Source organism: Chitinophaga sancti (assembly GCF_034087045.1).
GTDB classification, from domain to species: Bacteria; Bacteroidota; Bacteroidia; order Chitinophagales; family Chitinophagaceae; genus Chitinophaga; species Chitinophaga sancti_B.
In genome coordinates, this window is sequence record NZ_CP139247.1 from 3,526,275 (window position 1) to 3,552,178 (window position 25,904).

The 25,904-nt window shown below is 44.6% G+C and carries 20 protein-coding genes; 10 read left to right on the forward strand and 10 right to left on the reverse strand.

Annotation, left to right across the window (positions count from 1 at the left end; translation table 11 throughout):
- The first annotated feature begins 70 nt into the window (after positions 1 to 70).
- The 3 genes from SIO70_RS14680 to miaA all read left to right on the forward strand — a co-directional run bounded on the left by SIO70_RS14680 (position 71) and on the right by miaA (position 3,124).
- Complete coding sequence (locus SIO70_RS14680) at positions 71 to 1,504, forward strand: CCA tRNA nucleotidyltransferase (protein ID WP_320581612.1); 1,434 nt, start codon at positions 71 to 73, stop codon at positions 1,502 to 1,504.
- A gap of 133 nt (positions 1,505 to 1,637) precedes the next feature.
- Positions 1,638 to 2,216 (forward strand): IS1096 element passenger TnpR family protein, encoded by a 579-nt coding sequence (locus SIO70_RS14685; RefSeq protein ID WP_320581613.1) that lies wholly within the window; start codon positions 1,638 to 1,640, stop codon positions 2,214 to 2,216.
- A 5-nt stretch (positions 2,217 to 2,221) separates the two neighbouring features.
- Positions 2,222 to 3,124 carry a tRNA (adenosine(37)-N6)-dimethylallyltransferase MiaA gene (gene miaA, locus SIO70_RS14690; protein WP_320581614.1) on the forward strand — a complete coding sequence of 301 codons (903 nt, stop codon included), beginning with the start codon at positions 2,222 to 2,224 and terminating at the stop codon, positions 3,122 to 3,124.
- A 9-nt stretch (positions 3,125 to 3,133) separates the two neighbouring features.
- Here miaA and SIO70_RS14695 read toward each other — a convergent pair whose 3' ends face one another.
- From SIO70_RS14695 to SIO70_RS14710, 4 genes are all read right to left on the reverse strand, one after another.
- Positions 3,134 to 5,296, reverse strand: coding sequence for a DUF3857 domain-containing protein (locus tag SIO70_RS14695; protein ID WP_320581615.1), 2,163 nt, complete (start codon positions 5,294 to 5,296; stop codon positions 3,134 to 3,136).
- A 13-nt stretch (positions 5,297 to 5,309) separates the two neighbouring features.
- Positions 5,310 to 7,187 carry a transglutaminase domain-containing protein gene (locus SIO70_RS14700; RefSeq protein WP_320581616.1) on the reverse strand — a complete coding sequence of 626 codons (1,878 nt, stop codon included), beginning with the start codon at positions 7,185 to 7,187 and terminating at the stop codon, positions 5,310 to 5,312.
- A 101-nt stretch (positions 7,188 to 7,288) separates the two neighbouring features.
- The gene (locus tag SIO70_RS14705) at positions 7,289 to 8,869 is read right to left on the reverse strand and encodes a hypothetical protein (RefSeq protein WP_320581617.1); all 1,581 of its coding nucleotides are present in this window, start codon (positions 8,867 to 8,869) and stop codon (positions 7,289 to 7,291) included.
- An 88-nt stretch (positions 8,870 to 8,957) separates the two neighbouring features.
- A complete protein-coding gene (locus tag SIO70_RS14710; RefSeq protein WP_320581618.1) occupies positions 8,958 to 9,938 on the reverse strand; it encodes a hypothetical protein in 981 nt (326 codons plus the stop codon).
- Between the two features lie 277 nt (positions 9,939 to 10,215).
- Here SIO70_RS14710 and proS point away from each other — a divergent pair, with 277 nt between their 5' ends.
- The 3 genes from proS to SIO70_RS14725 all read left to right on the forward strand — a co-directional run bounded on the left by proS (position 10,216) and on the right by SIO70_RS14725 (position 15,499).
- On the forward strand, positions 10,216 to 11,691 hold the full coding sequence (gene proS, locus SIO70_RS14715; protein ID WP_320581619.1) for a proline--tRNA ligase: 1,476 nt from the start codon (positions 10,216 to 10,218) through the stop codon (positions 11,689 to 11,691).
- 131 nt (positions 11,692 to 11,822) lie between these two features.
- Positions 11,823 to 14,741 (forward strand): two-component regulator propeller domain-containing protein, encoded by a 2,919-nt coding sequence (locus tag SIO70_RS14720; protein WP_320581620.1) that lies wholly within the window; start codon positions 11,823 to 11,825, stop codon positions 14,739 to 14,741.
- Positions 14,738 to 15,499: a LytR/AlgR family response regulator transcription factor gene (locus tag SIO70_RS14725; RefSeq protein WP_072363242.1), complete on the forward strand. Its 762-nt coding sequence runs from the start codon at positions 14,738 to 14,740 to the stop codon at positions 15,497 to 15,499. The genes SIO70_RS14720 and SIO70_RS14725 overlap by 4 nt, the downstream gene beginning before the upstream one ends.
- Positions 15,500 to 15,779: 280 nt before the next feature.
- Here SIO70_RS14725 and SIO70_RS14730 read toward each other — a convergent pair whose 3' ends face one another.
- The gene (locus SIO70_RS14730) at positions 15,780 to 17,318 is read right to left on the reverse strand and encodes a trypsin-like peptidase domain-containing protein (protein WP_320581621.1); all 1,539 of its coding nucleotides are present in this window, start codon (positions 17,316 to 17,318) and stop codon (positions 15,780 to 15,782) included.
- Positions 17,319 to 17,626: 308 nt separating this feature from the next.
- Positions 17,627 to 18,625: an acyl-CoA reductase gene (locus SIO70_RS14735; RefSeq protein ID WP_320581622.1), complete on the reverse strand. Its 999-nt coding sequence runs from the start codon at positions 18,623 to 18,625 to the stop codon at positions 17,627 to 17,629.
- A 92-nt stretch (positions 18,626 to 18,717) separates the two neighbouring features.
- Between SIO70_RS14735 and SIO70_RS14740 the strand changes: the two genes are divergently transcribed.
- The 4 genes from SIO70_RS14740 to SIO70_RS14755 all read left to right on the forward strand — a co-directional run bounded on the left by SIO70_RS14740 (position 18,718) and on the right by SIO70_RS14755 (position 21,440).
- Positions 18,718 to 19,065 carry a 4Fe-4S dicluster domain-containing protein gene (locus tag SIO70_RS14740; protein WP_083722535.1) on the forward strand — a complete coding sequence of 116 codons (348 nt, stop codon included), beginning with the start codon at positions 18,718 to 18,720 and terminating at the stop codon, positions 19,063 to 19,065.
- Positions 19,066 to 19,240: 175 nt separating this feature from the next.
- Entirely contained in the window at positions 19,241 to 20,230 is a 990-nt protein-coding gene (locus SIO70_RS14745; RefSeq protein ID WP_320581623.1) for a D-alanine--D-alanine ligase, read from the forward strand.
- Between the two features lie 45 nt (positions 20,231 to 20,275).
- Positions 20,276 to 21,085, forward strand: a complete 810-nt coding sequence (locus tag SIO70_RS14750; protein ID WP_320581624.1) for a PASTA domain-containing protein — start codon at positions 20,276 to 20,278, stop codon at positions 21,083 to 21,085.
- A 46-nt stretch (positions 21,086 to 21,131) separates the two neighbouring features.
- A complete protein-coding gene (locus tag SIO70_RS14755; protein ID WP_083722532.1) occupies positions 21,132 to 21,440 on the forward strand; it encodes a rhodanese-like domain-containing protein in 309 nt (102 codons plus the stop codon).
- A 90-nt stretch (positions 21,441 to 21,530) separates the two neighbouring features.
- Here SIO70_RS14755 and SIO70_RS14760 read toward each other — a convergent pair whose 3' ends face one another.
- The 4 genes from SIO70_RS14760 to SIO70_RS14775 form a co-directional block, all read right to left on the reverse strand.
- Positions 21,531 to 22,709, reverse strand: a complete 1,179-nt coding sequence (locus SIO70_RS14760) for a hypothetical protein (protein WP_320581625.1) — start codon at positions 22,707 to 22,709, stop codon at positions 21,531 to 21,533.
- On the reverse strand, positions 22,706 to 23,479 hold the full coding sequence (locus tag SIO70_RS14765; protein WP_320581626.1) for a glutamine amidotransferase-related protein: 774 nt from the start codon (positions 23,477 to 23,479) through the stop codon (positions 22,706 to 22,708). The genes SIO70_RS14760 and SIO70_RS14765 overlap by 4 nt, the downstream gene beginning before the upstream one ends.
- A gap of 3 nt (positions 23,480 to 23,482) precedes the next feature.
- Positions 23,483 to 24,583 carry a carboxylate-amine ligase gene (locus SIO70_RS14770; protein WP_320581627.1) on the reverse strand — a complete coding sequence of 367 codons (1,101 nt, stop codon included), beginning with the start codon at positions 24,581 to 24,583 and terminating at the stop codon, positions 23,483 to 23,485.
- Positions 24,584 to 24,752: 169 nt separating this feature from the next.
- Positions 24,753 to 25,877 carry a hypothetical protein gene (locus tag SIO70_RS14775; protein ID WP_320581628.1) on the reverse strand — a complete coding sequence of 375 codons (1,125 nt, stop codon included), beginning with the start codon at positions 25,875 to 25,877 and terminating at the stop codon, positions 24,753 to 24,755.
- Positions 25,878 to 25,904 lie beyond the last annotated feature (27 nt).

A 25,904-nucleotide genomic window follows, 5' to 3' on the forward strand; every position in this document is an offset into this window, starting at 1 on the left:
TACGCACACCCTGATGAGGAGACCATGGACTATCGGCTAAAAAAAGCTACTTTTGCCGTTTTATTTAAATATGATCAGCAGAAAGCCTATTGACATACCCTGTACCTTACAGGAACGCAAAGTGTTGGAGCAGATAGCGTTAGCAGCCCAGGAGCTGGGCGTGCCCTGCTATTTGATCGGGGGCTTCGTGCGTGATAAACTGCTGAACCGCCGGACCAAAGATATGGATGTGGTGTGCGTAGGAGATGGCATTGCCTTAGCACACAAAGTGGCTACTTACTTTGATAATGCTAAAGTGAGCTTCTTTAAAACCTATGGCACCGCTCAGGTAAAGTGGAATGAATTTGAAGTTGAATTTGTAGGCGCCCGCAAAGAAAGTTACAGAGAGGAATCCCGCAATCCCGACGTGGAACCGGGTACCCTGGAGGACGACCAGCTGCGCAGAGATTTTACTATCAACGCCCTGGCTATCAGCCTCAATGATGAAGATTATGGAAGCCTGGTAGATCCATTTAATGGGCTGGCGGACATGGATGCAAAAATTATCCGTACCCCGCTGGCACCTGCCCAGACTTTCAGCGATGACCCCCTGCGTATGATGAGGGCCATCCGCTTTGCCTCCCAATTGCAGTTTACCATTGCTGACGATACCTTTCAGGCTATCAAAGAGCAGGCAGACCGCATCCAGATTATCTCACAGGAACGTATTACCGACGAACTGAATAAAATCATGTTGTCTGCTGTGCCTTCTGTAGGTTTGAACCTGTTGTTTAAGAGCGGGTTGTTGAAGATCATCTTCCCGCAACTGGTAGATCTTGCTGGTGTGCAAACGGTTGATGGCAAGCGGCATAAAGAGAACTTTTCACATACCTTGCAGGTAGTCGATAATATTTCCAGGAATACAAAAGACCTTTGGTTACGCTGGGCTGCCCTGCTGCACGATATCGGTAAACCAGCCACCAAGCGCTATGAGCAGGGTCATGGATGGACATTTCACGGACATGAGATGGTCGGTGCCAAGATGGTTCCCCGCATCTTCTCAAGACTGAAACTACCTACGCATGAACCTATGCGCTTTGTGAAGAAACTGGTAGAACTGCACCAGCGGCCTATTAGCCTGACGAAAGAGAATATCACTGATTCTGCCATACGCCGCCTGCTATTCGAAGCAGGAGAGGATGTTGAAGCACTGATGATGCTCTGTGAAGCAGATATCACTTCGAAGAACGTATCCAAAGTACGGAGATATCTCGATGATTATGAACTGGTAAGACAGCGCATGAAGGAGATTGAGGAAAATGACCGCCTGCGTAACTGGCAACCTCCGGTAACTGGTGAGATGATCATGGAAACCTTTAACCTGACGCCCTGCAGAACCGTTGGTGATCTGAAAAGTGCCATCCGCGAAGCCATCCTGGATGGGGTAATACCCAATACCTACGATGCCGCTTATGCCTTTCTGCTGGAAAAGGCAAAAGAGATGGATTTGACACCAGTTAAATAAAATTGTTAATTTAGTAAAGTGGTGAATGTTTCTGAGTTAAGGTTTGATGATTGATATATAATAGCTATTTATGTATTATTAGCTTTAAACCAGAAACGAAACATCCAATTATTCAATAAAATCCTTTATTGTCATGCCTGTTTTGAAATTCAGAGTTTATTGGGAAGAAGACGAAAGTGTGTACAGGGATATTTCCATTAAACCAGACCAGACATTTTTACAATTCCACCAAGTCATTTTGCAGTCATTCGAATTTGACAATAAACATAAAGCGACTTTTTTCCGTAGCAACGATAACTGGCAACGGGGAAGGGAGATCATTCTCGAAAAAGACAATGTAGTCCGCAAGGTCGATCCATTACTGATGGAAGAAACTGTCATTGGGGTAGCAGTGAAAACGCCTAATCAGAAGTTTATATACCTATATGATTTTGCGAAGAACTGGACATTCCTGGTGGAATTGATAGGGGTATCCAAAGATGAAAATTCAAGGGTGACCTATCCGCTATGTGTAAGGAAAGAAGGGTTGGCACCTAGCCAGTACGGTACAAAGGGACTGGTAGGTGATAAGCTTGTGGAAATGGAGGAGAAGTATGACCTGAATAAAGAAGGAATGAGCGAAGATGGATTTGGCGAAGAAGGAGAGGAGGATGAAAACAGTGAAGCAGATGAGGAAGGTATGGAGGACGCTGGCAGTGAAGACATGTATTAATTTACATGAGAGATAAGAAAGTAATCGTAATAGCAGGGCCTACGGCTGCCGGAAAAACGGCGATGGCTGTACAGGTAGCGCAATATTTTAATACCGCCGTAATATCAGCAGACTCCAGGCAGTGCTACCGAGAGATCAGTATCGGCACGGCAAAGCCCGGTGCTGCTGAGTTGGCGGCTGTACCTCATTATTTTATCAATTCTCATAGCATTCGTGAAGAAGTGAATGCAGGTATCTTTGAGAAGTTAGCATTGCAATACGCGGAGGAAGTGTGGAAAAACAATGATGTCGTCGTGCTTTGCGGCGGCACAGGTTTGTATATAAAAGCCTTTTGTGAAGGAATTGATGATATACCTGCTGCACCGGCGGAAGTTAGACAATCAATTATTTCACAGTATGAGCAGGAGGGATTGACGTGGTTGCAGGAGGAAGTGAAAATGAAAGATCCCCGCTTTTATGTCGTGGGCGAAATCCAGAACCCACAACGATTAATGAGAGCCCTGGAGGTTTTTGAAACTACCGGAAAGTCGATTTTGGAATTCCGTACGGGAAATAAAACCAACAGGGATTTTGAAATTATCAGGACGGGGATTGAGTTGGAGAAACCACTGTTGCATGCTAATATAGCAACAAGAGTGCGGCAGATGATGAAGGATGGATTGGTAGAAGAGGTGCGATCCGTGCAGGAATTCAGAAGTCATAATGCCTTGCAGACGGTGGGGTATCCGGAGATTTTTGATTACCTGGATGGCAAGACCACCCTACATGAAGCCGAAGAATTAGTAAACATACACACCAGGCAGTATGCAAAAAGACAAATGACCTGGTTTAAAAAAGATAAAGAAATGAAGTGGTATGAAAGAGGAGAGGGGTTATTGGAAGATATAAAAAAAACGCTTGGGCCGTAGCCCAAGCATTTATATTTTCTTCAGCAACACCTTCTGCTTCGTAAAATCCGCTGCCGCATCCATAAATGCCATCATCTGCCCCCACGCACCCACATGCTCATGCTGATGATTATAACTCTTCGTAATATTCACCACCAGCTTATTCCCCTCTACCTTCGAACTACTCACAAACTGCCCGGTCTCATTGACCACTGACTTATTCAGATTCTCTACACCCTCCAATGTATACCCCTCCGGGATATTCACCCACACCTCGTAAGTCACCGTCCGCGGAAACGCCATATACACATCATAGGTACGCTTCCTTTCTTCTGGCGTCAATTCTATCTGACCTGTGATCAGTTTTCCAATATCCAACATATAATTATTCCCCGCCTTCTTCACAAAACCATCCATAGAAAATGACTGGTGCATGGTAAACGGCTTATTCTGTTTCTCCAGTCCCTGATCCGCCACTTTATAATAAGTCACCGCCGTAGGCTGAATACTATAATCTGTATAGATATTATCTTTCACCGTTTCATCCATATCCTTCCGTGCCTTTGCAAAGGCCGCTTTGTACTCAGGGAAACGCCTTTTATCTGCTGATAGGTCACGCTCGAATGTGGTAGACATGCTCAATGTTTTTCTTTCCTCTTCCAACATATCTTCATACAGCAACATATCTACATACTGGTAACGATATTGCCCTTTCGCACGTATCATCCTGTCAATATTCAACGTTTGCAGGTTCTCTGCATTAAAACTGATATTCAGTTTCTCTGCATCCACATTCTGCGCCGCAGTACTTACAGGCAATGTGATCTTTCTGAAACTGGATGATTTTTCCCCTTTACTCCCCGTCACACTTACCGCATATGCTTCCTGTCCTTCCAGCCCGGTCGGTAACTCATCAGGATAGCTAAACATTGATCCGAGGTAGCAATACATGGGTTGATCATCTGGCTTGGCAATGATAAAATATTCCAGGTCATCCAGTGAAACCGCATCCTGCAGCGTACCTACACTACGTGGCACCGCCGCCGCCAGGTCTGTATCAATATCATACTTCAATAATAACTGACGAAATGCATTGGCTACAAAGTGAGACCTTGGTGAATATAATTTCCTGTTCTGGCCTACTTCTATATCCGCTCCCAAACTAACCTGCTCACGGTAAAGCGCTGCATAACGAATGTAATAATATGCCAGTTCCGCAATTTCTCTCTTCGACATATCCGTTTTGTTATGTACCTTTTTGTAATTGCTCAGTACATCCGGAAACTCTTTCAATATGGCAGGCAGCGCCATATACTGCGCTCCTACACTGATGATATGGTAAGTCAGGTATTCCTTGATATCTTTTTCATTCACCCCATTCACCATGTCATTCGCACCATTGTAAGTCAACCTTAATGTCGGCAGACTACGATTGGCATATAACCAGCGCTCATCCGTAATTTTAGGTACATCTTTTTTATGAATAGAGAATACGTAGTCTTCATCTTCCTTTGTACGCTTCAACACACTTGAATCATCATTGAGGTATCTCCATGACACCCCCATTTTCCTGAAAACCCTGATGTCCAGCGCAAAGTCCAGCATCGGGTATTTCTCACCTACACTGTAATCCAATGGATCAGGATTCGTAAACCAGCTGGCCGCATCTTTATTGATCCGTACGTAATAGTCGATGATATCGCCTACCTGCAGGTCAGCAATCGCGATCTTCTGTTTTTTATCATCTTTTTCATCCTTTACATTCACAGCATCATTCATGTCGATATCGCGCTGCTGGCCATTTGGCTTGATCACACGAATCCCCATAAAGGATACCAGTTTGTACCCGCGGGCCCAGCTGCTGCTCTTCAGTTTCTGGATATTGAATTCAGAATACTCTTCCAGCGCTGCCTTGTCCTGGATCTTAACACGCTCGTGCAAGGTCGTGGTAATATGATCTTTTCGCCGGCTATGATCCGCATCCAGCGAGAACTTTACAGCAAGTATCACTGCCGATTCGTTCTGGTATTTTTCAGGCACGACTGTTTGTGCAAAGGCAGGATCTTTCGCATCCTGTATTTCTTTTTTCACCTCATCAGCTTCTGCCTGATAGGCTCTTTCCTGTTTTGACTGTGCCTGAATATGCAGGCCTGTGGTGAATAGCAGGGCCGTTATGACAATGCTTCTATACATAGGTTGTTCTATTTTACTGTTGGGTAAGGGTTATTTGTTCCAGGTATTTTTTTGACAATGCGGATACCGCTTTATTCCAGTCCCCGAAAGCGGCTTTTTGCAAATAAGTGTTATTGATCTGCAATTGCTTGCGGTAAGTGATCTTATTGCCGGTGGCTTTGTAGGTGATGTCAAAAATGAAATTAGGTGATGAAATATGCAGATCCTCCGGCAGCGAAGTCATTTTATACCCTGCAGGTATAAGCAGCTCTGTCTCTGTGATATAATTATTTTTGCAGTCGAAACGGATGTCTGTCTTACGTTTCAGCGTATCGATCACGGCGTTGTTATATTCCTTGTTGTAGTCGATATCGATGTACATCTCTTTGCCAAATGACGATACGGCATCGGGATATTGCAGATCGAAACTCACTTCCAGGTCGCCATCCCGCTGATCCAGCTGGGTGGTGGTGACATTGGATATCTTATAGTGACTATTCTTGTTGGTGATGTATGTTTCCAGTGATGTCTGTACCCTGTCTTTTTTTGTCAGGTTTATGTTGTACAGCAGGTCAGATTTGCTTTCTCCATTGTATTTGTATTTTATTTTGCCGGTCATACTGTTCCCTTCTATGGTCAGGAATTCCTTGAACAGGCGGGCGTTTTGTGCCGGTGTGGTGACAGGAATATTTTCTAACAGCAAATTGTCTCCGTTTTCAATCATCACCTGTCTGCCGGCGATGCGTTCTGCATAGATGCCGGGTTGCATATACTTTTCAGTCGCATCGAGAAACCACCATTTATTGTTGTATTGTACGGCACAGATCATGTGATTGTCTGCATTCAGGGAAGGAATGCTATGATCGTACATAATATGATTCGTACCTATCCAGCAGAGTCTTGCATCCAAACCACAACGCACGAGCAGCTCTTTTGTAAGGTTGGCCATTCCTTTACAATCTCCGTATTTCTTGCGCAATACTTCGTGGGCTTCGTCAGGACGGAACCCCGCAAGACCATCTTCGAATGCGATATAACGGATGTTTTCTTCTACCCAGTAAAAAATAGCTTTCAGCTGGTCAAATTTGTCTGGAATACCAGCGGTAATTTCCCTGGCTTTCGCCCCTAAAGTTGCCGTATCCGGGTGCAGCTGCGACGCCAGGTTATGACACCATTGATACAGGTCGTTAGTCGTATTAAAGTAAACGGTTTGCTCTCCTTTATAATCTGCACGCTTGCTACAAACCAGAATATGAGGGTAGATCCAGCTTGGCCCGGGACTCATGGAGCTTTTCTTCATGGCCGGCAGGTTCGTGGCGGTATAAGTATAGATGTCCGCATCCCGGTCTTTATCGTACGTCTTTTCCGTTTTTATGTGCTGATTTTCGAAATGGAAAGTATGGATGTCGATGTTCATCCAGCGGGGTACGATGATGGTGATGGTTTTTTGTTTGGAAGGGTAGTAGTCAGTGAGGTAAACGGTGGTCAGGTAGCGGGGATCACGAATGGCTTTTTCGATGTTCACTTCATTGTGTGCCCCCTGTTTGGAAAAGGGTATATTAAAGTAGCAGATTTTTTGGTCAGAGTAGAAGTATTCGTCAATATTCAGGTAATCGTAAGTGGGCGTGATCGTCCGGTTTTTCTTGCCGTCTGTCAGGATCGTGAGGTCCGTGATTTCTTCCTGGTTATTGTAGGGCTCGGAGAAGGGGATGGTGGCGCGGAAACTGTTGCAGACAAAGTCCTTATGGATAAGTTGTTTTACCGTGACCTGCTTTTGTTTGGTATTGTATTGAAACTCGAATGTTTCGGAGGAATTGGCTAGTTCGATATTGTCCGGGTCGTCTTGTGATTTTGCATAAACGGAGTGTAGCAATAACAAAATTAGCAAGGTATAGGAATGGATATTCATCATGTATAAGGAAAATAAGTATGGGATTAAAAGTATATCATTTGGCTGAAAACAAAAAGCGCTTCTGCTATTAACAGAAGCGCTTTTCTAATTTTATAAAAACTTTAGAATTTCCAACCGAAAGTGGCCAGTCCCGTATAAGAAGTTTTCTCAATCTTGGCAGCATCTGGTGTCACATAGTTCATGTTATTTGCCAGCATGGTATATGGCTGGTTATAATTGGTAGAAGAACCATAGATAAACGCTAAGTCCATATAGAAGCCATTGTTGCGGTAGCCAATACCACCGGAGTAGTAAGAGCGTGCACCCTCCAGGCTGCTGATCTTGTAAGGGCTGCCATAGTAGGAGTAACCCAGGCGCAATGCAATGGTATGCAGTTTCAACTCGCCACCTACGCGGAAGTTGGACGCTGCCTGGTATGTATCCTTTATCGAATTGTTCCTGTCAGTCTCAGTTTCGCGGTCAAAACCATCATTGTTTTTGAAACGCATATGCATGGAAGCATAGTCTACATATTCGTAATCAAAGCTGATGAAACCTGTAGGCTTACGGGTATCGGCAGATGGAGCGAACAGGTAGGTAGCACTCAGAATACCTTTCCATGGCGTACGGATGGTGTATTTGGATTCATCATCCAGACCATCATAACGGCTGTCGCGGGAAGAGAATGAATTCACGCCGTTTGACTTCGTAGATGTGGTCATATCAGTATGGTACTCATCTGTCAGCCAGATCCAGGAAGGCGTATGGATAGTTGCACCCAGGTTCAAAGTCTTAACCGGTCTGTATATAACACCCAGTTTTGCATTGATACCGGTACCGTAAGTTCTCAGTACTTCAGTGGTAGTAAAGTAATTGAGGTCTGTAGCTACGGTATTGAGGTTCGTTTCTTTCCATGTCAGGTCTCTTCTGTATTGCACGTTTGGAACGCCAATACCACCACCGATGTAGAACTTATCGTTGTAGTTAGCACCAAAGGAACCTGCAAATTCAGTATTTGCACCTCTTTCAAAGCTGGTGCTTTCCTGGCGTACGTATACGCTGTTGTCAGTAGCTTCGGCAGCAGAGTAGAATGTACCTGCAAAAGAGCCATCTGAATTTGTAACAGGGTTGATCAGGTATGTCTGGTAAGCGAGGGCAGAGGAGTGAGCCAGGATGGTCTGGTCAGGATCTCCACCCAGCTGTGCATTCGGATTGGTAATGCCTGCTGCATCAGCTGCCAGGTAATAATTTAAAGAAAGAGAAGAATTATGGATATCACCGGTATAATAAGTACGCTGGTTATAGTTTGACGTACGGTTTACACCGATACCGCCGCTAAAGTTCTGCCATTTACTGCCCGGTTTCTTTCTTTTACCGCCCCAGATGATGGTGGCATTAGAGATATTCAGGTTCGTTCTGGAATCACTGGATGACTCGCCCTGGTAAGTGCCGGTAGAAGATATAGAAGGAACACCGATCGTAAAGGAGAAATCGCTTGTTCTGAAGAAACCTACTGTAGCAGGGTTGATGTACATGGAAGAGGCTTCCCCGCCTAATGCGCCCTGGGCCCCACCTACGGCCTGTGCACGGGCTGTTCCTGAAGGAGCGCCGCTGCTGAAACGTAAAGCGTCGTCAATATTTTGTGCTTGCAATGAGAAACAGGCTCCTGTCATAGCAATGGCTAACACCATTCTTTTCATCATATGGTAGAATTAAGGGTTAAAAAATACCCCGGCCTATTTTGACCAGGGTAGATTTTTAAGAATATCAATGATCAAATCATTTTTAAGATTAATTACGGCCTCTGCCGCCACCACCTACGCGACCACCGCCGCCGCCGCCACCAAAGGAACCACCACCGCCACCGCTGGTACGGCCAGGGCTATAGGATGGAGCTGGTGAATAAGAACGCTGTGGTTGATAAGAAGGTTGAGGTGAATAAGACCTTGCAGGCTGATAAGATGACCTGGATGGCTGACTGGTAGTACGGCCACCGCTGTTGTCAACCGTGGTAGTACGCTCACCTGATGATGGTGAATAAGTACGTCTTGGCTGGTAAGATCCTGCAGAACCGTTGCTGATACGACCACCACTGTTGCCGGAATTGCCATTCACTACCCTGGAAGGACGATAGTCAGTTCTTGTAGTACGACCACCGCTGTTACCAATTACTCGACCTCCTGATGATCCTGTAGCAAATGAGGTATTGCGTGTAGCACGTCTGTAGCCACCGGCGTAACCATAGCCATGACCACCGTAGTAACCGCCATAGTAACCACCATAATAATATGGATATCCATAACCATAATATCCGTAGTAAGGATAGTAGAATGGATCATAAAAGCCATAACCATAGTAAGGATAGCCATAACCAAAACCAAGGCTGAATGCGGAACCATAGCCGTATCCATAACCAAAGCCAAGGCTGAAAGAACTACCATAACCGTAATACGGATTGGCATACATGCTGGAATAAACTCCAGGTGTGCCATAATAATCGTAGAAACCACCGGAATAAGCATTGTCATTGAACAAACTTAAGCGGCGTGCATAATCCCCCTGGTCATCGTCATAATTAACATATGTTCCCCCATCTTCACTATCAGTATATTGAACGTTGTCACCACCGTTATTATTATTTGAGGAAGCATAGGCAGGTTTAACTCTCGGAGAATAATACACATCATCCGGTGTTTGGGTTGTTTTATATGCTGACGAACAGCTACTTAATATCATTAGCGTCAGTACAGCGAGGTAAGGAGCTGATTTCATTGTCGGAATTTTTAGCCTGAATTACACTATAAATTTACACTATTTTAACGTTCAAATGTCGGTAAACGTTACAAGATTCCTAAACCGTTCATAATATTTTACTAAACTATTTGCACGTTTCTGATTTTCATGTAGGTTTGTGACATTTTACCTTTTGGTAATATATTTAACACAAATATTACGCCACAATATCTAATTATTGTGTAATAAGTAGGACAGCTTGCACAAGTTGTTGTAAATGAGAAAAATAATCGACAATTATATAATCAAATTTTAAATGAGTAAAGAGATCACGGCCCGTTCCGAAGACTATTCACAATGGTACAATGATTTGGTGCTGAAGGGCGGTTTAGCCGATTATTCTGCCGTAAGGGGATGTATGGTTATCAAACCTTATGGATTTGCGCTCTGGGAAGGAATGCGCGATGTATTGGACAAAAAATTTAAAGATACAGGGCATCAGAATGCCTACTTCCCGTTGTTCATCCCCAAAAGCTTCCTGAGTAAGGAAGAAGATCACGTGGAAGGCTTTGCAAAGGAATGTGCGGTAGTTACTCACCACAGGCTTATGAAGAATCCTGACGGCCCCGGTGTAGTTGTAGATCCTGCTGCAAAACTGGAAGAGGAGCTGATCGTTCGCCCAACCTCCGAAACAATTATCTGGAATACATATAAAGACTGGATCAAGTCTTACCGCGACCTGCCGTTGCTCATTAACCAATGGGCGAATGTAGTGCGCTGGGAGATGCGTACCCGTTTGTTCCTCCGTACTGCAGAATTCCTCTGGCAGGAAGGGCATACCGCCCATGCTACTTCTGAAGAAGCGATCGCAGAAGCAGAGCAGATGCTGGAAGTGTACGCAGATTTTGCAGAAAACTATATGGCACTGCCCGTAGTAAGAGGTGTAAAATCTCCTGCTGAGCGTTTTGCCGGTGCCCTGGATACTTACTGTATCGAAGCGCTGATGCAGGACGGAAAAGCACTGCAGGCTGGTACCTCTCACTTCCTTGGCCAGAATTTTGCTAAGGTATTTGACGTAACTTTCACCAACAAGGAAAATAAACTGGAACATGTATGGGCTACCTCATGGGGTGTATCTACCCGCCTGATTGGTGCCCTTGTCATGGCCCACAGTGATGATGACGGGTTGATACTGCCTCCGCGCATTGCCCCACTGCAGGTAGTGATCGTGCCTATATATAAAGGTGCAGAGCAGAAAGAAAAGATCGATGCGAAAGTGTTCGATATCATGAGCGATCTGAAAAAAGCAGGTATCCGTGTTAAATACGATGATGCAGACAACAACCGTCCTGGCTGGAAATTTGCCGAGTACGAATTGAAAGGAGTACCTGTACGTATCGCTATTGGTGCCAGAGATCTGGAAAATAATGTGGCTGAAGTAGCCCGCCGTGACTCCAAAGAGAAATCCAGTCAGTCACTGGATGGCCTGGCTATATATATCGGCACATTGCTGGAAGATATCCAAACGCAGATGTACAATAAGGCGAAAGCCTACCGTGATGAGCACATTACACCTGCCAACACGATGGAAGAATTTGAAAAACTGCTGGACGATAAAGGTGGTTTCATCTCCGCACACTGGGATGGCACTTCCGAAACAGAAGAAAAAATCAAAGAGCGTACAAAGGCCACTATCCGTTGTATTCCTTTGAACAATCCCCAGGAAGCAGGTACCTGCATCCTGACCGGTAAACCTTCTACTCAGCGTGTACTATTCGCGAGAGCTTATTAAATGATGAGTTGATAAGGCTGGATTGCTGCCTGTTAACTCCTCTACTCAGAGATATTCATGGCGCAGGGCTGATCTGATGATCAGTCCTGTTTTCCTTCGGATAAATAATATTCAAAATCTGACCTTGTTCAATGCCTGCAGTCCGTTACATACTATGTTGGATACTGTTGACTGTGTGCTTATGCGATCATGCATCGGCACAGGGGCTCATGATCCGCAACTATAATGTAAAGGATGGTCTGGCCAATGCCACCGTGTATGCTGCTGTGCAGGATAAAGAAGGTTTTATCTGGTTCGCCACACCCACAGGCGTGAGCAAATTTGATGGTAAACGTTTCCGCAACTACGCTAAGAAAGATGGTCTTACTGACAATGATGTGGTAAAATTATCTGCCGATTCCAAAGGAAGGGTATGGTTCTCGACCCTGAATGGATTGCCCTCTTTCTACTTCAATAACGAAATTCACTCCGGTGCAAATGACTCCTCACTGCGTATCGATGCTCACGGACAGTATATGCAGTACATGTTTGAAGACTATGCAGGTTTTGTATGGTTTCTCAATACAGATAACAGGATCATCCGCTACAGCGGCATGAAAATAGATTATAAACCGGGCCGCACCGATCTTTTTTACTTCCTCCGCAACGATACCATCTTCAAACCCCTCCAGAATTATTTTAACCTGGGCTCCCTGAAAGATGGCAATAACATTTCACAAAAGATCTTCCTCTCTTCTCCATACTCCGCAGATGATGATGTGTTCATTGGCAGGATCCGAAAGAACCCGATCGTCATTCTCAAAAATGCTATTTACACCTATAATAATAAGGAAGCCACCTGTTTCTTTAATGGCCCGGATTGGGGTATTAACGATGAAATAAGTAACGTATGCCTCGACAAGGATAACCTTTGGATTGGTACTCCCCGTGCATTGTATTACCTGAAAGACTTTTTCAAAGGTGCACGGCAAATGGTGAAGTTGCTCGACAATCACTACATCACTTCTGTATTGAAAGACCGTGATGGCAATATCTGGATCACTACATTTGGTGATGGCGTGTACAATATTCCCTACAAAAATTTTTACTTTAATTATCTCGATAATACAAACGGGCTGTATTCCCACTCTATCTTCAGCATCTGCAAAGATAGCAAAACCGGTATCCTGCTGGTAGGCCAGAATGCAGGAGTGCTCAATACCATCGATAAAAACAACACAATCCGGCGCTTTAACCTGGATACCACCAGTGGACGAAACAGCATACTCAGTATTTTACCGTATAAAGAAAATGAGATCCTGATCGGTGCGGACAATGGACTATTTACTTTCAATACCCTGCAGCAACGGGTATCCGTATTACGATCTATCAGGAATATGAAGGATATGGACGTAGGGCCGGATGGCAGGATCCGCGCAGTGTCCAAAGACCAGGTGATCGGTGAGAACTATACAGTAGAGGTGCCGGATGTTCAGATCACGTCTATCGCCAGTGTGGATGACTCCTCTTATTATGTAGGTACCGGCTCCGGGTTGTACTATGGCAAAGAGGGATCGGCCAAAGTGGTGATTCCGGGTACGGATGTAGAACTGCACCAACCGGTCAAAGACCTGAAATATATAGATGGCTACCTGTGGATAGGCACAGCAGATCAGGGTTTATACGTATTAAAGAACAATCGTGTCGTAAAGCATATTGGCTCTGCCGATAATCTGGTGAGCGATATCTGTCAGCAGCTATATTATGATGGGGTAGGCAGGTTGTATGTTTCTACCAACAAAGGAGTGTCTGTGATAGATGTGCATACCCAGACCCTGATCCGAAATATTACCAGTAACGATGGTTTGATGAGTGACGATACCCGGGGAGTTTATTACCAGCACGGGATATTGTACATCGCAACTTCCAACGGGTTAAGTTATTTCAACGACAATAATATGCCGGTAGATACGGTGCCTCCTGCGGTATACCTGAGTCATATCAGGTATGGCGACAGTACCTATATGCCTTCAAAAAAGATCACTTTACTATACCAGCGCAAGGCATCGTTCGAAGTCGAATTTGGTGCGATCGCCTATGATCTGCCGGATCTGGTGGAATACCAGTATAATTTTTCCAGCGATACAAGCAGTGGCTGGATCACGACAATGTCGAATATCGTACCTTTCCCCGACCTGCAGCCAGATACCTATGAATTGCAGATCAGGGCGAGGAAGTACAAGAGTGAATGGAGCCAGCCAGTGGCCATTACTGTGACGATACTACCGCGGTGGTATCAGCAATGGTGGGCGAGGGGCATCGTGATTTTGCTGGCATTGCTGCTGGTTGCATTTATTTTAAGGTTTATCTTCCTGCGGTTCAAAGACGGGGAAAAACGAAAGACAGAATACAACAGAAGGATTGCAGAACTGGAGGCCAAAGCCCTGACAAACCAGATGAATCCACACTTTATATTCAACTCCCTGAATAGCGTGCAGCACCTGATAATGGAGAAGGAAGAAAAGCAGGCCCTGAATTTCTTAGCAGATTTCGCTACCTTGATGCGGCAAATGCTTAATAACTCCCGGAAATCCTATATTTCGCTGGATGAAGAAATAGCTTTCCTCACCCGTTATATTGAGTTGGAGAAGATTAGATTTGCAAATGTCTTTACGTACCACTTTGCCATAGAAGATGCATTGAAAGATTATACAATCTATATACCGCCTATGATTATACAGCCGATCGTGGAAAACGCGATCAAACATGGTCTTGCACCCAAAAACGGCAGCGGGAACCTGGAGGTAAGACTGATGCTGAAAGAGGATATGCTATACTGTTCTGTAGACGATGATGGAATAGGTTGGGACAGGGCAAATGAACTGAAGAGCGGACGCCTCATAAAGCACGAATCTACAGCCCTGAGCGTGATCAGGGAACGGTTGCAGATTATAAAATCTTTTAATGGAAATGTTGGAAAGTTAGAAATTATTGATAAATTTAAGTCAGGTTTCGGCAATAAAGAGGGTACGCTCGTTGAAATTCTGATTCCCATTGTTAAGATGTTATGAGTAATATAAAAGCTGCGATCGTAGACGATGAAGTCCGCAACATCCACATTTTGCGAAATATTCTTGAAAATTACTGTAAGGATGTTACGGTAGTAGGGGAGGCGCAGAACATTCATGACGCGGCGGAGATGCTAAAAAATACCCAGATCGATGTACTGTTTCTGGATATTGAAATGCCGCCACATAATGGATTCCAGTTATTGGAAATGTTCCCTGTGCTGAACTTCGAAGTTATCTTCATCACTGCGTTTCAGGAATATGCTTTGCAGGCAATTAAGTTTGCCGCATTAGATTATCTGCTCAAGCCTATTAAGGTGAGTGAGGTAGAAGATGCATTGGAAAAAGTAAAGAAGAGTAAAAAAGGGAGGTTAAATGAGCTGGCGTCGATACTGAAGGATTATGTAAAGAACAATGACAACGCGTTTTCCAAGATAGTGATTCCTGTGAATGATGGGTATAATGTGATAGATCTGAAGGATATCATTTATTGCGAAGCGTTTGATAGTTATACAAAAATCCAGTTGATCAATAATGTATCGCATTTGATATCCAAGTCACTGAAGGAATATGAGGAAATGTTGAGTGATAAAGGATTCTATAGGGTACATAAGTCTTTCCTGATTAATATTCATCATATCGTGAAGATTATAAAAGGCCTGGGAACAGCAGTGGTGATGAGTGATCAGAAGAATATACCGATCAGCTCCCGTAAGAAAGATGAGTTTTTTGCGCAGTTGAAAGGAGTAATTAATCTGTAATGGCTATTAATAAAAAAATATAGATGCCTGGCGGAAGCCGGGCATTTTTTTTTATTGGAAATGACCTGCGGCAGCATGGAGGCGGGATCAAGTTGAAAACCTGATTCTTGAAGCGCGCTCTTTTCAGGCTAACGCCCTTGCTGAAATATCCTCCTCCATCGGCGTCAGCCGAACAGATGAAGATCTTCCTTGCTGCCGCAGGCCTTAAAACAAAAGAGCGCTGGTATTTCAACCAGCGCTCTTTTCTCCTTAACTTATAAACCTATATGAAAAACGATAATTAGAAATCAGTACTATTCGTCAAATCAATATTGTAATAGTACACACCATTCAACTCAGGATATACACCTTCCAGCTGCACCTTCTTTTGTTTCTCCAATATTCCTCTCAGCTGTTCCACTGAACTCACCACCTGGTCTCCTGCTTTCATAATAATAAAAGAAGGTTTCATATTCGTTTGTTTCTTCAGTATACCGCTGCTGATGTTATCTACATATACACCACCACGAATACCGATCTTCGCCGCATCACCTTTTTCCAGTGTCACCAGATCCGCGCCCAGCGCATCGATCACGGTTGCTTTCACAATACTGGTATTACCATCAATGTTCTTCAGTACTGCATTCGTAGTGCGTGATTTATCACCACGAAGGTAGCTGATACTGATCTTATCACCTGGCTTAAATCTTGCGATCTGCTCCGTCATCTGTGGTATAGAAGGTGTATTGACGCCATTGATACCAGTGATCACATCACCCTTCTGAATACCTGCATCTGCCGCCGCACCACTTGTTACCACATCTGTCACGACCACACCATTCACATCTCTTCTTATACCATAGTCACCCCATTTCTCTTCAGGAATAGAATTCGGATCCTGGTACCTGATACCCAGGTAAGCACGTTGTACATTACCATACTTCATGATATCATTTACCACTTTCTTCACCAGGTTCACGGGAATCGCATAAGAGTAACCTGCATAGGCACCGGTAGGAGAGGCGATCGCAGAGTTAATACCAATCAGTTCACCTGCGGTATTGATCAATGCACCACCACTGTTACCCTGGTTCACAGCAGCATCTGTCTGAATAAAAGATTCGATAGCGTTTCTTTTCGCCTGTTTGTTGATACCGATAGAACGAGCTTTTGCACTCACGATACCCGCAGTTACGGTAGTTTCCAGGTTTAATGGATAACCGATAGCAAGTACCCACTGACCAATTTCAACCTCGTCAGAGTTGCCATACAGCATGTAAGGCAGGTTCTTCGCATCTACTTTGATTACTGCGAGGTCGGTGTTTGGATCGGTACCGATCACTTTTGCTTTGTAAGTTTTGTAATCATTGAGCGTAACGGTGATCTCATCCGCATCGTCCACTACGTGATTGTTCGTCACGATATAACCATCGTCGGAGATGAGTACACCTGAGCCGGAAGCCATCTGGCCGGGGATATAATATTTACGTCCGCCGCCGCCACCCTGGAATTCGTCCCCGAAAAAGTCATCGCCGAAAAGGTCCTCAAGTACGCTTCTTTTTCTTTGCAGGTTGTTTGTAACCTGACGGGGATTGATCTTTGTCTTAATGTGAACCACACCTGGAACAGCCAGTTTTGCTGCTGCTGAAAAGTCGGTGGGAGGAGTAATGTTTCTGTGTTCTGTACCAGGCATGTAGCTGGTATAGTTTACTGGAATGTTGTCTGATCCATTTTGATAGGGACCTGCCTGCCGGGGCTGAAATTTGCTGTAAACAAACACGCTGGCAAAGGCAGTGGCCGCGCTGATAAGAACAGTTGCCGCAATTTGCCGGAATTTCATATTTTTTTGAGTTTTATTGAAAGTAAAAATATTGATATAAGGAATATAACAATTTTAGTGCCTCTGATACAAATTTAAGGGGGTAAGTGATTCATTCAACCAGTGTTGTTACTACTTTAACAGTTTATTATATGAAAGGTTAATACCATCTTAATAGAATGGGTGACAAAGTAACGGAGGTACTGACAAATTAACGATTGAACCCGACAAAATGTTATGTAAAAAGAAAAAGGACAGCCCTTATGGCGGTCCTTTTCTGCAGAAAGTCGTTTCTTCATCCCCATTGGGGAATCCTATCATGAATATTTTTATAGCTTACTCAAAAATTCCAGCGTATCCACTCCATCTGCATAATCAGTAAGCGATGGTTGCTGTGCCGTTCCAAAAGGTGTAAACCCTCTTCCTACCAGGCATTGCAACTCCGTATTCGCCTGCAACTCCGCCGCCAGCGTGGCCTTATCGGTATAATACCCATAGTTCAGCACACTTATTGGCGAGAACAGGTGCGGCGCCTCCTGCAATAACATGCTCTCATTCGACATATAAGGACTGTTATTCAGCAGGATCAAAGCCAGGTTATAGTCGTAATTATTCTTATACTTATTATGATCGGCAAGATAACTATACTTCTTCTGTGCCTCCAGCAACCGGGTGAAATCATACTCATCCGGTACAAACACCTTGGTTACATTGCGGCAACCCAGTCCAAAGTAAATACTGATATCGTCCGCCAGGCCTTCGAGTTCCGCAGGCGTTTCTTCACCTGTCAGGATAGCTACGGAAGTCCGGTTCCGGCGAATAATGTGCGGATACTGGGCAAAGTAATACTCGAAATACCTGGATGAATTGTTGCTGCCTGTTGCAATATAAGCGTCACAGTTCTTCAACATATCCTGCACTGTAGTCTGCTCCGCCCATTCAGGGTGCCACTCCTTCATCTTATCCAGCACATGCTGCATAAGTATTACATCTTTTGATGACAGTTTGAGGCGTACATTGTGGCCGCTCACGAAACCGCAGAGCCAGTCATGAAAGCCAACAAGAGGGATGTTACCAGCGGTAACGATGCCCACTGTACGGGCAGGTTTGTTCTTAGTCAATTCCGGGTAGGCATTGATCCAGCTGTTGAGGCGGGCGGCTTCCAGGAAATTCTCAGCAATCTGGCTGATGGCCAGGTCTATGAATTCCGGGGTGAACCAGCCGTTAGCCTGGTAAGCTCTTTCCTTTACTGCCAGGAGCGCTGGATCATTGCTTGTCAGGTATTGACCTAAACGTACCAGGGCGGCTACTTTTTCTGTACTGCTCATGAATCTATATAAATAGTTTACTTTTTAAAGGGAGATATTCTATTTTTGTCTGCAAAATTAATGGCTTACTTCTTAAACAAAAAGTTTATAACATGGCAATCAAAATAACAGATGAATGTATTAATTGTGGAGCTTGTGAACCTGAGTGCCCAAATAACGCGATCTATGAAGGTGGTGTTGAATGGGCAATGGCCGATGGCACTACGATTAAGGGTTCTTATGTGCTGATGGATGGATCTTCTATCGATGCCGACCAGCGTAACGCTCCAATAGCTGTTGACAGTTATTATATTGTTCCAAATAAATGTACTGAGTGTCAAGGCTTTCACGAAGAACCACAATGTGCGGCAGTATGTCCGGTAGACTGTTGTGTACCAGACGAAATGTACCAGGAGTCTGAAGAAGAGCTGCTGGCGAAGAAAGAGAAATTACATATTTAATCAGGAAGCATAAGGAATTATCGGTAACTGGTCGTCAGACGTAAATCGCTGGCACGCATACCGAACCTAAAAGGGGAGAAAAGGCTAATTACCTTTTCTCCCCTTCTTTTTGGAGTAAAAAAGTTTACATCCCCCATTTTTCTATTAACTTTATCCGCTTATTATTAATTATCATATGAAAAAGAATATCGCCCTTGTTGCCGGCGGATACTCAGGAGAATACGTTATCTCCGTACAAAGTGCCGTAACAATTGAGAAAAACCTGGATAGCAGCAAATACAATGTGTATAAAATTGTTATTACAAAAGAGGGCTGGAATTATACGGGGGACGACGGGCAGACGATAGCCGTGGATAAGAACGATTTTTCATTGACTATCAAAGGAGAAAAGGTAACTTTTGATGCCGTTTTCATCGGTATTCACGGTACACCTGGCGAAGATGGCCGCCTGCAGGGATATTTCGAGATGCTGGGTATTCCGTTTACCAGCTGTGGCATGGTCACCTCCGCCCTGACTTTCAATAAGAGCTATTGCAATAAAGTAGTGGCTGCCCTGAATGTGGTAAATGTATCCAAATCTGTGCATATCTTCAGTAACCAGCCATACGATACCAAACAGATATTAGCGCAGCTGAAACTGCCTGTATTTGTAAAGCCTGCAGAAGGGGGTAGCAGCATTGGTATGTCTAAAGTAAATACAGCCGGAGAACTGCAACCAGCTATCGACAAGGCATTCAAAGAAGATGTACAGATCCTGATCGAAGAGTTTATAAAAGGCAGGGAAATAACCTGTGGCTTATATAAAGTGAATGGCGAAATCAACGTTTTGCCACTGACAGAAATCGTGAGCAGCAAAGAATTCTTTGACTATGAGGCGAAATATACGCCGGGTATGACCAAAGAAATCACCCCTGCACCAGCTCCGGACGACGTGTGTGAGCAGATCAGGAATACCGCCAAAGAACTGTATAACAAATTGAATTGTAGGGGTATTGTGCGTGCAGACTTCATCTATGAAGAGGCAAACAATCGCCTGTTCTTCCTGGAAGTGAACACCATGCCTGGCCAGAGCGATAACAGCCTCGTGCCTCAGCAGGTAAGAGCTGCCGGTAAAACCCTGCAGGAGTTTTACGGCACATTAATTGAAGAGTGCCTGAGGAAATAACAAAGCGGTATAAGATTACGCTATCTTTAAGTTAAAATATAATCTGTGTTCAATCAAATTACAAAACGCTCCTTTGGGTTCAACCTGGCCGTTGTGGTAGGGTTGTTCCTGGTACTGGGGCTGATTTTCTTCCTGCTGCTGGGGGTAATTACCAAGCATGGAGATACCCAAACCGTGCCTGACGTATACCGTAAGAGTGTGAAAGACGCTACCAAACAGCTGGAAGATGCTGGGTTTAACGTAGATGTAAGAGACTCCATTTTTATCGATAGTTTGCCTGCCCTGGCCGTATGGGAACAAACCCCTGCTAAAGGTGCGATAGTAAAAGTTGGAAGAACTATTTATCTGACTATCAATAAGGTAGTGCCGCCAATGGTAGATATGCCTGACCTGGTAGGACTCACTTTCCGTAGTGCAGAAATGACCCTGCATAGCCGCAGACTGAATGTAGGAGATACAATTTATAAACCGGACTTTGCTACCAATACCGTACTGCAGCAGTTGCTGAATGGTAAACTCGTAAAAGCCGGTAGACAGGTGCCCGAAGGTAGCAGCATCACGCTGGTACTGAGTAGCGGTACAGGTAGTATCGAAAATCCGGTACCGGATCTGATCGGGATGACCTTCCAGGAAGCCAAGGTGACCCTGAGTGGCAGAAACCTGAACCTGGGTACAGTGATGGTAGATCCTTCTGTAACAGATACTGCCAATGCATTTGTGATCAAACAGGATCCAATGCCAAGAAATTCACTGCAGGAGCTGAGCATGGTAAGAGCAGGAGAAGTAGTGGATGTCTGGTTGTCGCCTACCGCACCGGTAAAAGGTGCAACCGACTCTACAAAAGAACCGGAATAACAAAGTAGTATACCCCATAATCGTTTAACTTATAAAATTTACAGCGATGGAAAATATAACTGCTGAAGAACTGAAACAACGTATTGACAATGGCGAATCCCTGCACATCGTCGATGTAAGGGAACCTCATGAGCATGAAGAATTTAATATCGGAGGTATCCTGTTGCCGCTGGGCGAAATCAGAGCCATGCAGGTAGATGAGCTGGAAGATCTGAAGGATGAAGAAGTGATCGTGTATTGCAGAAGCGGAGGCAGAAGCGGCCAGGCAGCAATGATCCTGGAAACAATGGGATTTCAGAATGTAAAGAACCTGACCGGTGGTATGTTGAACTGGCAGGAGAAGTTCGGGAAATAAAAGCATTAAGAAGGCTGATCGCAAGATCAGCCTTTATTTTTTGAAAAAGAGTTTCCATCCCCGTTGGCGAATCCCTCTTTCATGAATGTTTTATTGTTCGAAAAATGCGCAGGTACCGCCCACCCAGGTATGCGATTTATCCTTCGTTACGCCTATCATTTTACTCTTACTAAGCCTCGCCAGGTTATGCACCAATAACGGCCTTTCCGCTCCATCTTTCCATATATACATCATCCTGATCTCACAATAAGCCGGCCCATCAGGTGTTTCAATGGCCGGGGCATATTGTACCTTTCGCTGTAAGATCCAGTTCTCAGGGTCTTTAATCGAGGCAATATCTGGTAATGTTACATCAATCACTACCCCCTGACCAGCGAATGAAAAAAGCGGTTTCAATACATAGTTCTCCAGATCAGCCGGCAACTCCTTTGCATGCAGAAACCAGCTCTCCGGTGCAAACTCATTATGAATAAAAGGCAGGGTATACTTACTGATCCTGTAAAACCAGTTCGGATGCGTGATCCACTCTACATCAAAATCCTGGAATAAAGACACATGTGCAGGCAATGATGCCGCCTGCCTTTGCAGGTCATCAAAGATCACACGGTTATATATGCGTTTGATTAAAATATCCTTATAATACAATTGATCACCTCTCTGCTCAAGGTCTGTAATACAAACAACAGGTATTCCCAGTACCTTTTGTGTATAATAAAAATCAATACGGGTTTTCTGTTCATGTGGCTTTACTTCCAGCAATACCACTTCTTCCGGTTGATAAGGACCCACAATGATCTCTTTCAATAACGCTAAATAGCTATTATCATCATACCCATTGAAATAGTTATTCACTGTATCAGGGAGCTGGAAATGATGTTTAAATTCCTTGGCCATCAGCTCCTGAAAGGCATACAGTGAAGGAAACCCCTGTAGCTCTATGAGCTGTGGTTGCAACACACCTTCTGCATTTTGACACACAGCAAAATCAATGATCACAAAATGCGCATGCTCATTTTCGCCGGGTACTTTCATACATGGAGGAAACGATGCTTCACTACTGGCTTTGAAGCCAGGTTGTGTAATCAGATCAATGATCGCTTCGCTGGTATCGATTAATTGCTTCGTGAGTGCAGCAGGTACAAACACGGGCGTTTCCGCTACTTTAAAAGCAGGGGCTTCGCCGGCAGCAGCTGCCATTGATTCAATAAATGCCGCGTATTTCTCCGCAGTAAAATTTTCGTTATAATATTTGCGTAAAGAAGGGATCATGATTGAATAGATAAGGCATTGTCCAGAAATGCAGGAATAAGCGTATCATATGTGAGCATGATCTTATCCGGATCTGAAAGTTGTTCCAGCATGCTGTAATATTTTTCCGCGCCATAGTTGGTGAGCACCTGGTCTTTCTTTTCTTTTTGAAGCAGGTACATCCGCATCCCGGTCGCATCAGCTTCCGGGTGGAATTGTGTGCCGATCATATGAGGGCTGAAACGTATGGCCATGGTCGCTCTTTCCAGTGGTACATGGGGTCGTTCCTTTTCAATCGCCAAAACAGAAGCGCCTATAGCCTCCATGCGAGCATGGTCTAAACCAATCACCTGCCAGTTGCGGCTATCCACGATATAAAAAGGATCGGGAAGGTGTTCAAATTCACCTGCCGCTGTTTTATGCACAGGAAACACACCGAATGCAGGTGATCGGCGTCTGCATACATTTCCAAGCTTCAGGTAGCGACACATCAGCTGAAAGGAATGACATATTAATAACACCGGTCTGGAAGCTTTCATCAACGCTTCCATCACACCAAAATAACGTTGTTCCCACTCACTGCCTTCACTATCCAGCGGTGAACCGGGACCACCAGTAGAAATATAAATATCGTACGAAAGATCAGGTACCTGGGCAGCGATGCGTACCTCATACTCATCACACTGCAATACCAGTGAATGACGCACAGCATACGCCGCGAGTATTTCCCTGATACAACGCATCCCTTCGTTCGGAACGCCTTCATACATGTCAAGTATAGCTACTTTCATGTGCTAGCAGTCTTTGAGAAATTGTTTAATAATGAAGTCCACCACGCTGTGCATGTTTTTGTTTTCATTGAAAACAGCCAGCTGTTTGTCAGCACCAGTACCATTCTGCAGTATTTCTCTTGTATACTCGATATAATGACGGCTACCCAGTTCATCGACTACATCATCAACAAATTCCAGCAGTTCAAAAATGAGTGAACGGGTATTCACTTCCGCCTCTTTACCAAAATCAATGAGGTTGCCATCTATACCATAGCGGCTGGCTCTCCATTTATTTTCATTGACCAGTGCGCGGTTGTAAATAATAAAGTTCAGGTTCTGCATGCGCAGTTTATAGATCTTGGCACAGAGAGCCTGGAAGATGGCGGCAATGGTACAGGTTTCCTGCAGGGTGAGCGGCACATCGCAGATCCGGAATTCTACCGTATCGTAAAAAGGATGTACACGTAAGTCCCACCATACCTTGCGGGCATTGTCTATACACTTGGTCTTGACAAGTAATTGGATATAGCGGTCGTATTCTCCGATACTGGCAAAATAATCAGGGATACCGGTACGGGGAAACTTATCAAATACTTTTACCCTGTATGATTTAAAGCCCGTATTCCGACCTTCCCAGAAAGGAGAGTTGGTACTTAAGGCAAATACGTGTGGCAGAAAATAACGCACAGAATTTGCGATATGCAGGGCCATTTCCCTGTTCTCCATTCCCACATGCACATGCAGCCCAAAGATCAGGTTAGACCTGGCGGCGTCCTGCATTTCATTCACAATTTCGAAATACCGGGGATGGTCTGTAATGAGCTGGGCTTCCCATTTGGAAAACGGATGGGTACCGGAGGCGCCGATACTATACCCCAGGTCGCCGGCAATCTGAGCCACCGTTTTACGAAGGTGTGCTACATCTGCACGGGCCTCATCGATGTTTGCACAGATATGGGTGCCGACTTCTACGACTGCCTGATGAAATTCGGCTTTTACTTTTTCCGGGATGACTTTGTGGGCCTGTTCTACAATTTTCTGTTCATGGGAGCATAGTTCGAGGGTCCGGGGGTCCATGACCATGTATTCTTCTTCAATGCCTAATGTGAAATTCCGGAGCATAGATGGTAATGTAATTAGGGAAGCAAGATAAGAAGAATATAGAAAACGGCCTGCGGCAGCAGGGGAGTGTGCTCTATTTTACGCTGACGCCAATAGAAACAAAAAGGCCTGCATACCGGCTGAGGGGAGAAAGCTGGTAATGCAGGCCGGTTGTATACAAACAAACAACCTATTCTTTGGCCTTTGCTTTTTTAGTAGTTGTCTTTTTAGGTGCTGCTTCTTTTTTAGCAGCAGGTTCCTTTTTAGCAGGATCTTTTTTAGAAGTAGCCTTCTTCTCAACTGGCGCAGCACCCTCCGGCGTCGCCGATTTTTTCGCTGCCGTCTTCTTCGCACCTGGTACTATCGCCGTCTGATTTCCCGGCACTGCATGGGTCATAAATGCTCCCCATGTCAGGTTATCCGTTCCGGGCAACTGCCTCAGCGCTCTTTCAATGGCATAATTCGCCGCTGTCTCTACCACCCATTCAAAATTCTCTGTTCCGATCGTAGCTTCATCTGCCTCCGGCGCAGGGTTCCAGAAGTCGATCACATAAGGTATCCCTGCACGCACGGCTACCTCCACCGTATTGAAATCATACCCCAGGTAACGGTTCAGGTTAGCCACCTGTTCGATGATCACACCTTCCAGGTCATCATCTCCCTGTGCCTTATCAAGATAACGTTGGTAAGGAGGCTGGTGCGGGTCGTAAGGAATAACACGTACATACTTGCCGCCAATACAATAACAACGATAATAAGAATCGTATTCAATCTCTTCCTGCAGCATCATCACCAGCTGGCCGGTATGCGCATGTTGTGCAAAGAATTCCTCAGGACTATTGACTTTGTACACATGTTTCCAACCTCCGCCATTGTAAGGTTTCATATAAGCAGGAAAGCCAATGTGCGCGAAAATGCTTTCCCAGTCAAAAGGATATATCAGGTTCCTGAACGATTGATCCGTAGTATTTACCGGCAGATCGCGGGAGGGGAGTAACGCAGTTTTAGGAACATTTACACCCGTACGTGCAGCTAGTTCATTGTTCACAAATTTATCATCTGCACTCCACCAGAATGGATTATTGATCACTGCGCTTCCTTCCAGTGCAGCCTGTTTGAGCCAGGTACGATAGAAAGGAACATCCTGCGAAATACGATCCAGTATCACAGCATATTCATTTGGAATACCCTGTATTACTTTGTCGATAGATACAAATTCGGCAGAGATGTCGTTGACATTTTTAGCGTTTACGCGGTCAATGAATGCCTGGGGGAAACTGTTTTCCTGACCATAGAGAAGGCCTATTTTTTTCATCCTGAAAAATGTTTTTACGTTGAGTGT

What these genes read in the sequence shown, in the direction of transcription:
- SIO70_RS14730 (WP_320581621.1), bottom strand. Translation starts at nt 17,318, where the DNA reads ATGAAATTCCGGCAAATTGCGGCAACTGTTCTTATCAGCGCGGCCACT.
- SIO70_RS14740 (WP_083722535.1), top strand. Translation starts at nt 18,718, where the DNA reads ATGGCAATCAAAATAACAGATGAATGTATTAATTGTGGAGCTTGTGAA.
- SIO70_RS14765 (WP_320581626.1), bottom strand. Translation starts at nt 23,479, where the DNA reads ATGAAAGTAGCTATACTTGACATGTATGAAGGCGTTCCGAACGAAGGG.
- miaA (WP_320581614.1), top strand. Translation starts at nt 2,222, where the DNA reads ATGAGAGATAAGAAAGTAATCGTAATAGCAGGGCCTACGGCTGCCGGA.
- proS (WP_320581619.1), top strand. Translation starts at nt 10,216, where the DNA reads ATGAGTAAAGAGATCACGGCCCGTTCCGAAGACTATTCACAATGGTAC.
- SIO70_RS14735 (WP_320581622.1), bottom strand. Translation starts at nt 18,625, where the DNA reads ATGAGCAGTACAGAAAAAGTAGCCGCCCTGGTACGTTTAGGTCAATAC.
- SIO70_RS14700 (WP_320581616.1), bottom strand. Translation starts at nt 7,187, where the DNA reads ATGATGAATATCCATTCCTATACCTTGCTAATTTTGTTATTGCTACAC.
- SIO70_RS14775 (WP_320581628.1), bottom strand. Translation starts at nt 25,877, where the DNA reads ATGAAAAAAATAGGCCTTCTCTATGGTCAGGAAAACAGTTTCCCCCAG.
- SIO70_RS14755 (WP_083722532.1), top strand. Translation starts at nt 21,132, where the DNA reads ATGGAAAATATAACTGCTGAAGAACTGAAACAACGTATTGACAATGGC.
- SIO70_RS14720 (WP_320581620.1), top strand. Translation starts at nt 11,823, where the DNA reads ATGCCTGCAGTCCGTTACATACTATGTTGGATACTGTTGACTGTGTGC.
- SIO70_RS14680 (WP_320581612.1), top strand. Translation starts at nt 71, where the DNA reads ATGATCAGCAGAAAGCCTATTGACATACCCTGTACCTTACAGGAACGC.
- SIO70_RS14770 (WP_320581627.1), bottom strand. Translation starts at nt 24,583, where the DNA reads ATGCTCCGGAATTTCACATTAGGCATTGAAGAAGAATACATGGTCATG.
- SIO70_RS14695 (WP_320581615.1), bottom strand. Translation starts at nt 5,296, where the DNA reads ATGTATAGAAGCATTGTCATAACGGCCCTGCTATTCACCACAGGCCTG.
- SIO70_RS14760 (WP_320581625.1), bottom strand. Translation starts at nt 22,709, where the DNA reads ATGATCCCTTCTTTACGCAAATATTATAACGAAAATTTTACTGCGGAG.
- SIO70_RS14685 (WP_320581613.1), top strand. Translation starts at nt 1,638, where the DNA reads ATGCCTGTTTTGAAATTCAGAGTTTATTGGGAAGAAGACGAAAGTGTG.
- SIO70_RS14745 (WP_320581623.1), top strand. Translation starts at nt 19,241, where the DNA reads ATGAAAAAGAATATCGCCCTTGTTGCCGGCGGATACTCAGGAGAATAC.
- SIO70_RS14710 (WP_320581618.1), bottom strand. Translation starts at nt 9,938, where the DNA reads ATGAAATCAGCTCCTTACCTCGCTGTACTGACGCTAATGATATTAAGT.
- SIO70_RS14705 (WP_320581617.1), bottom strand. Translation starts at nt 8,869, where the DNA reads ATGATGAAAAGAATGGTGTTAGCCATTGCTATGACAGGAGCCTGTTTC.
- SIO70_RS14725 (WP_072363242.1), top strand. Translation starts at nt 14,738, where the DNA reads ATGAGTAATATAAAAGCTGCGATCGTAGACGATGAAGTCCGCAACATC.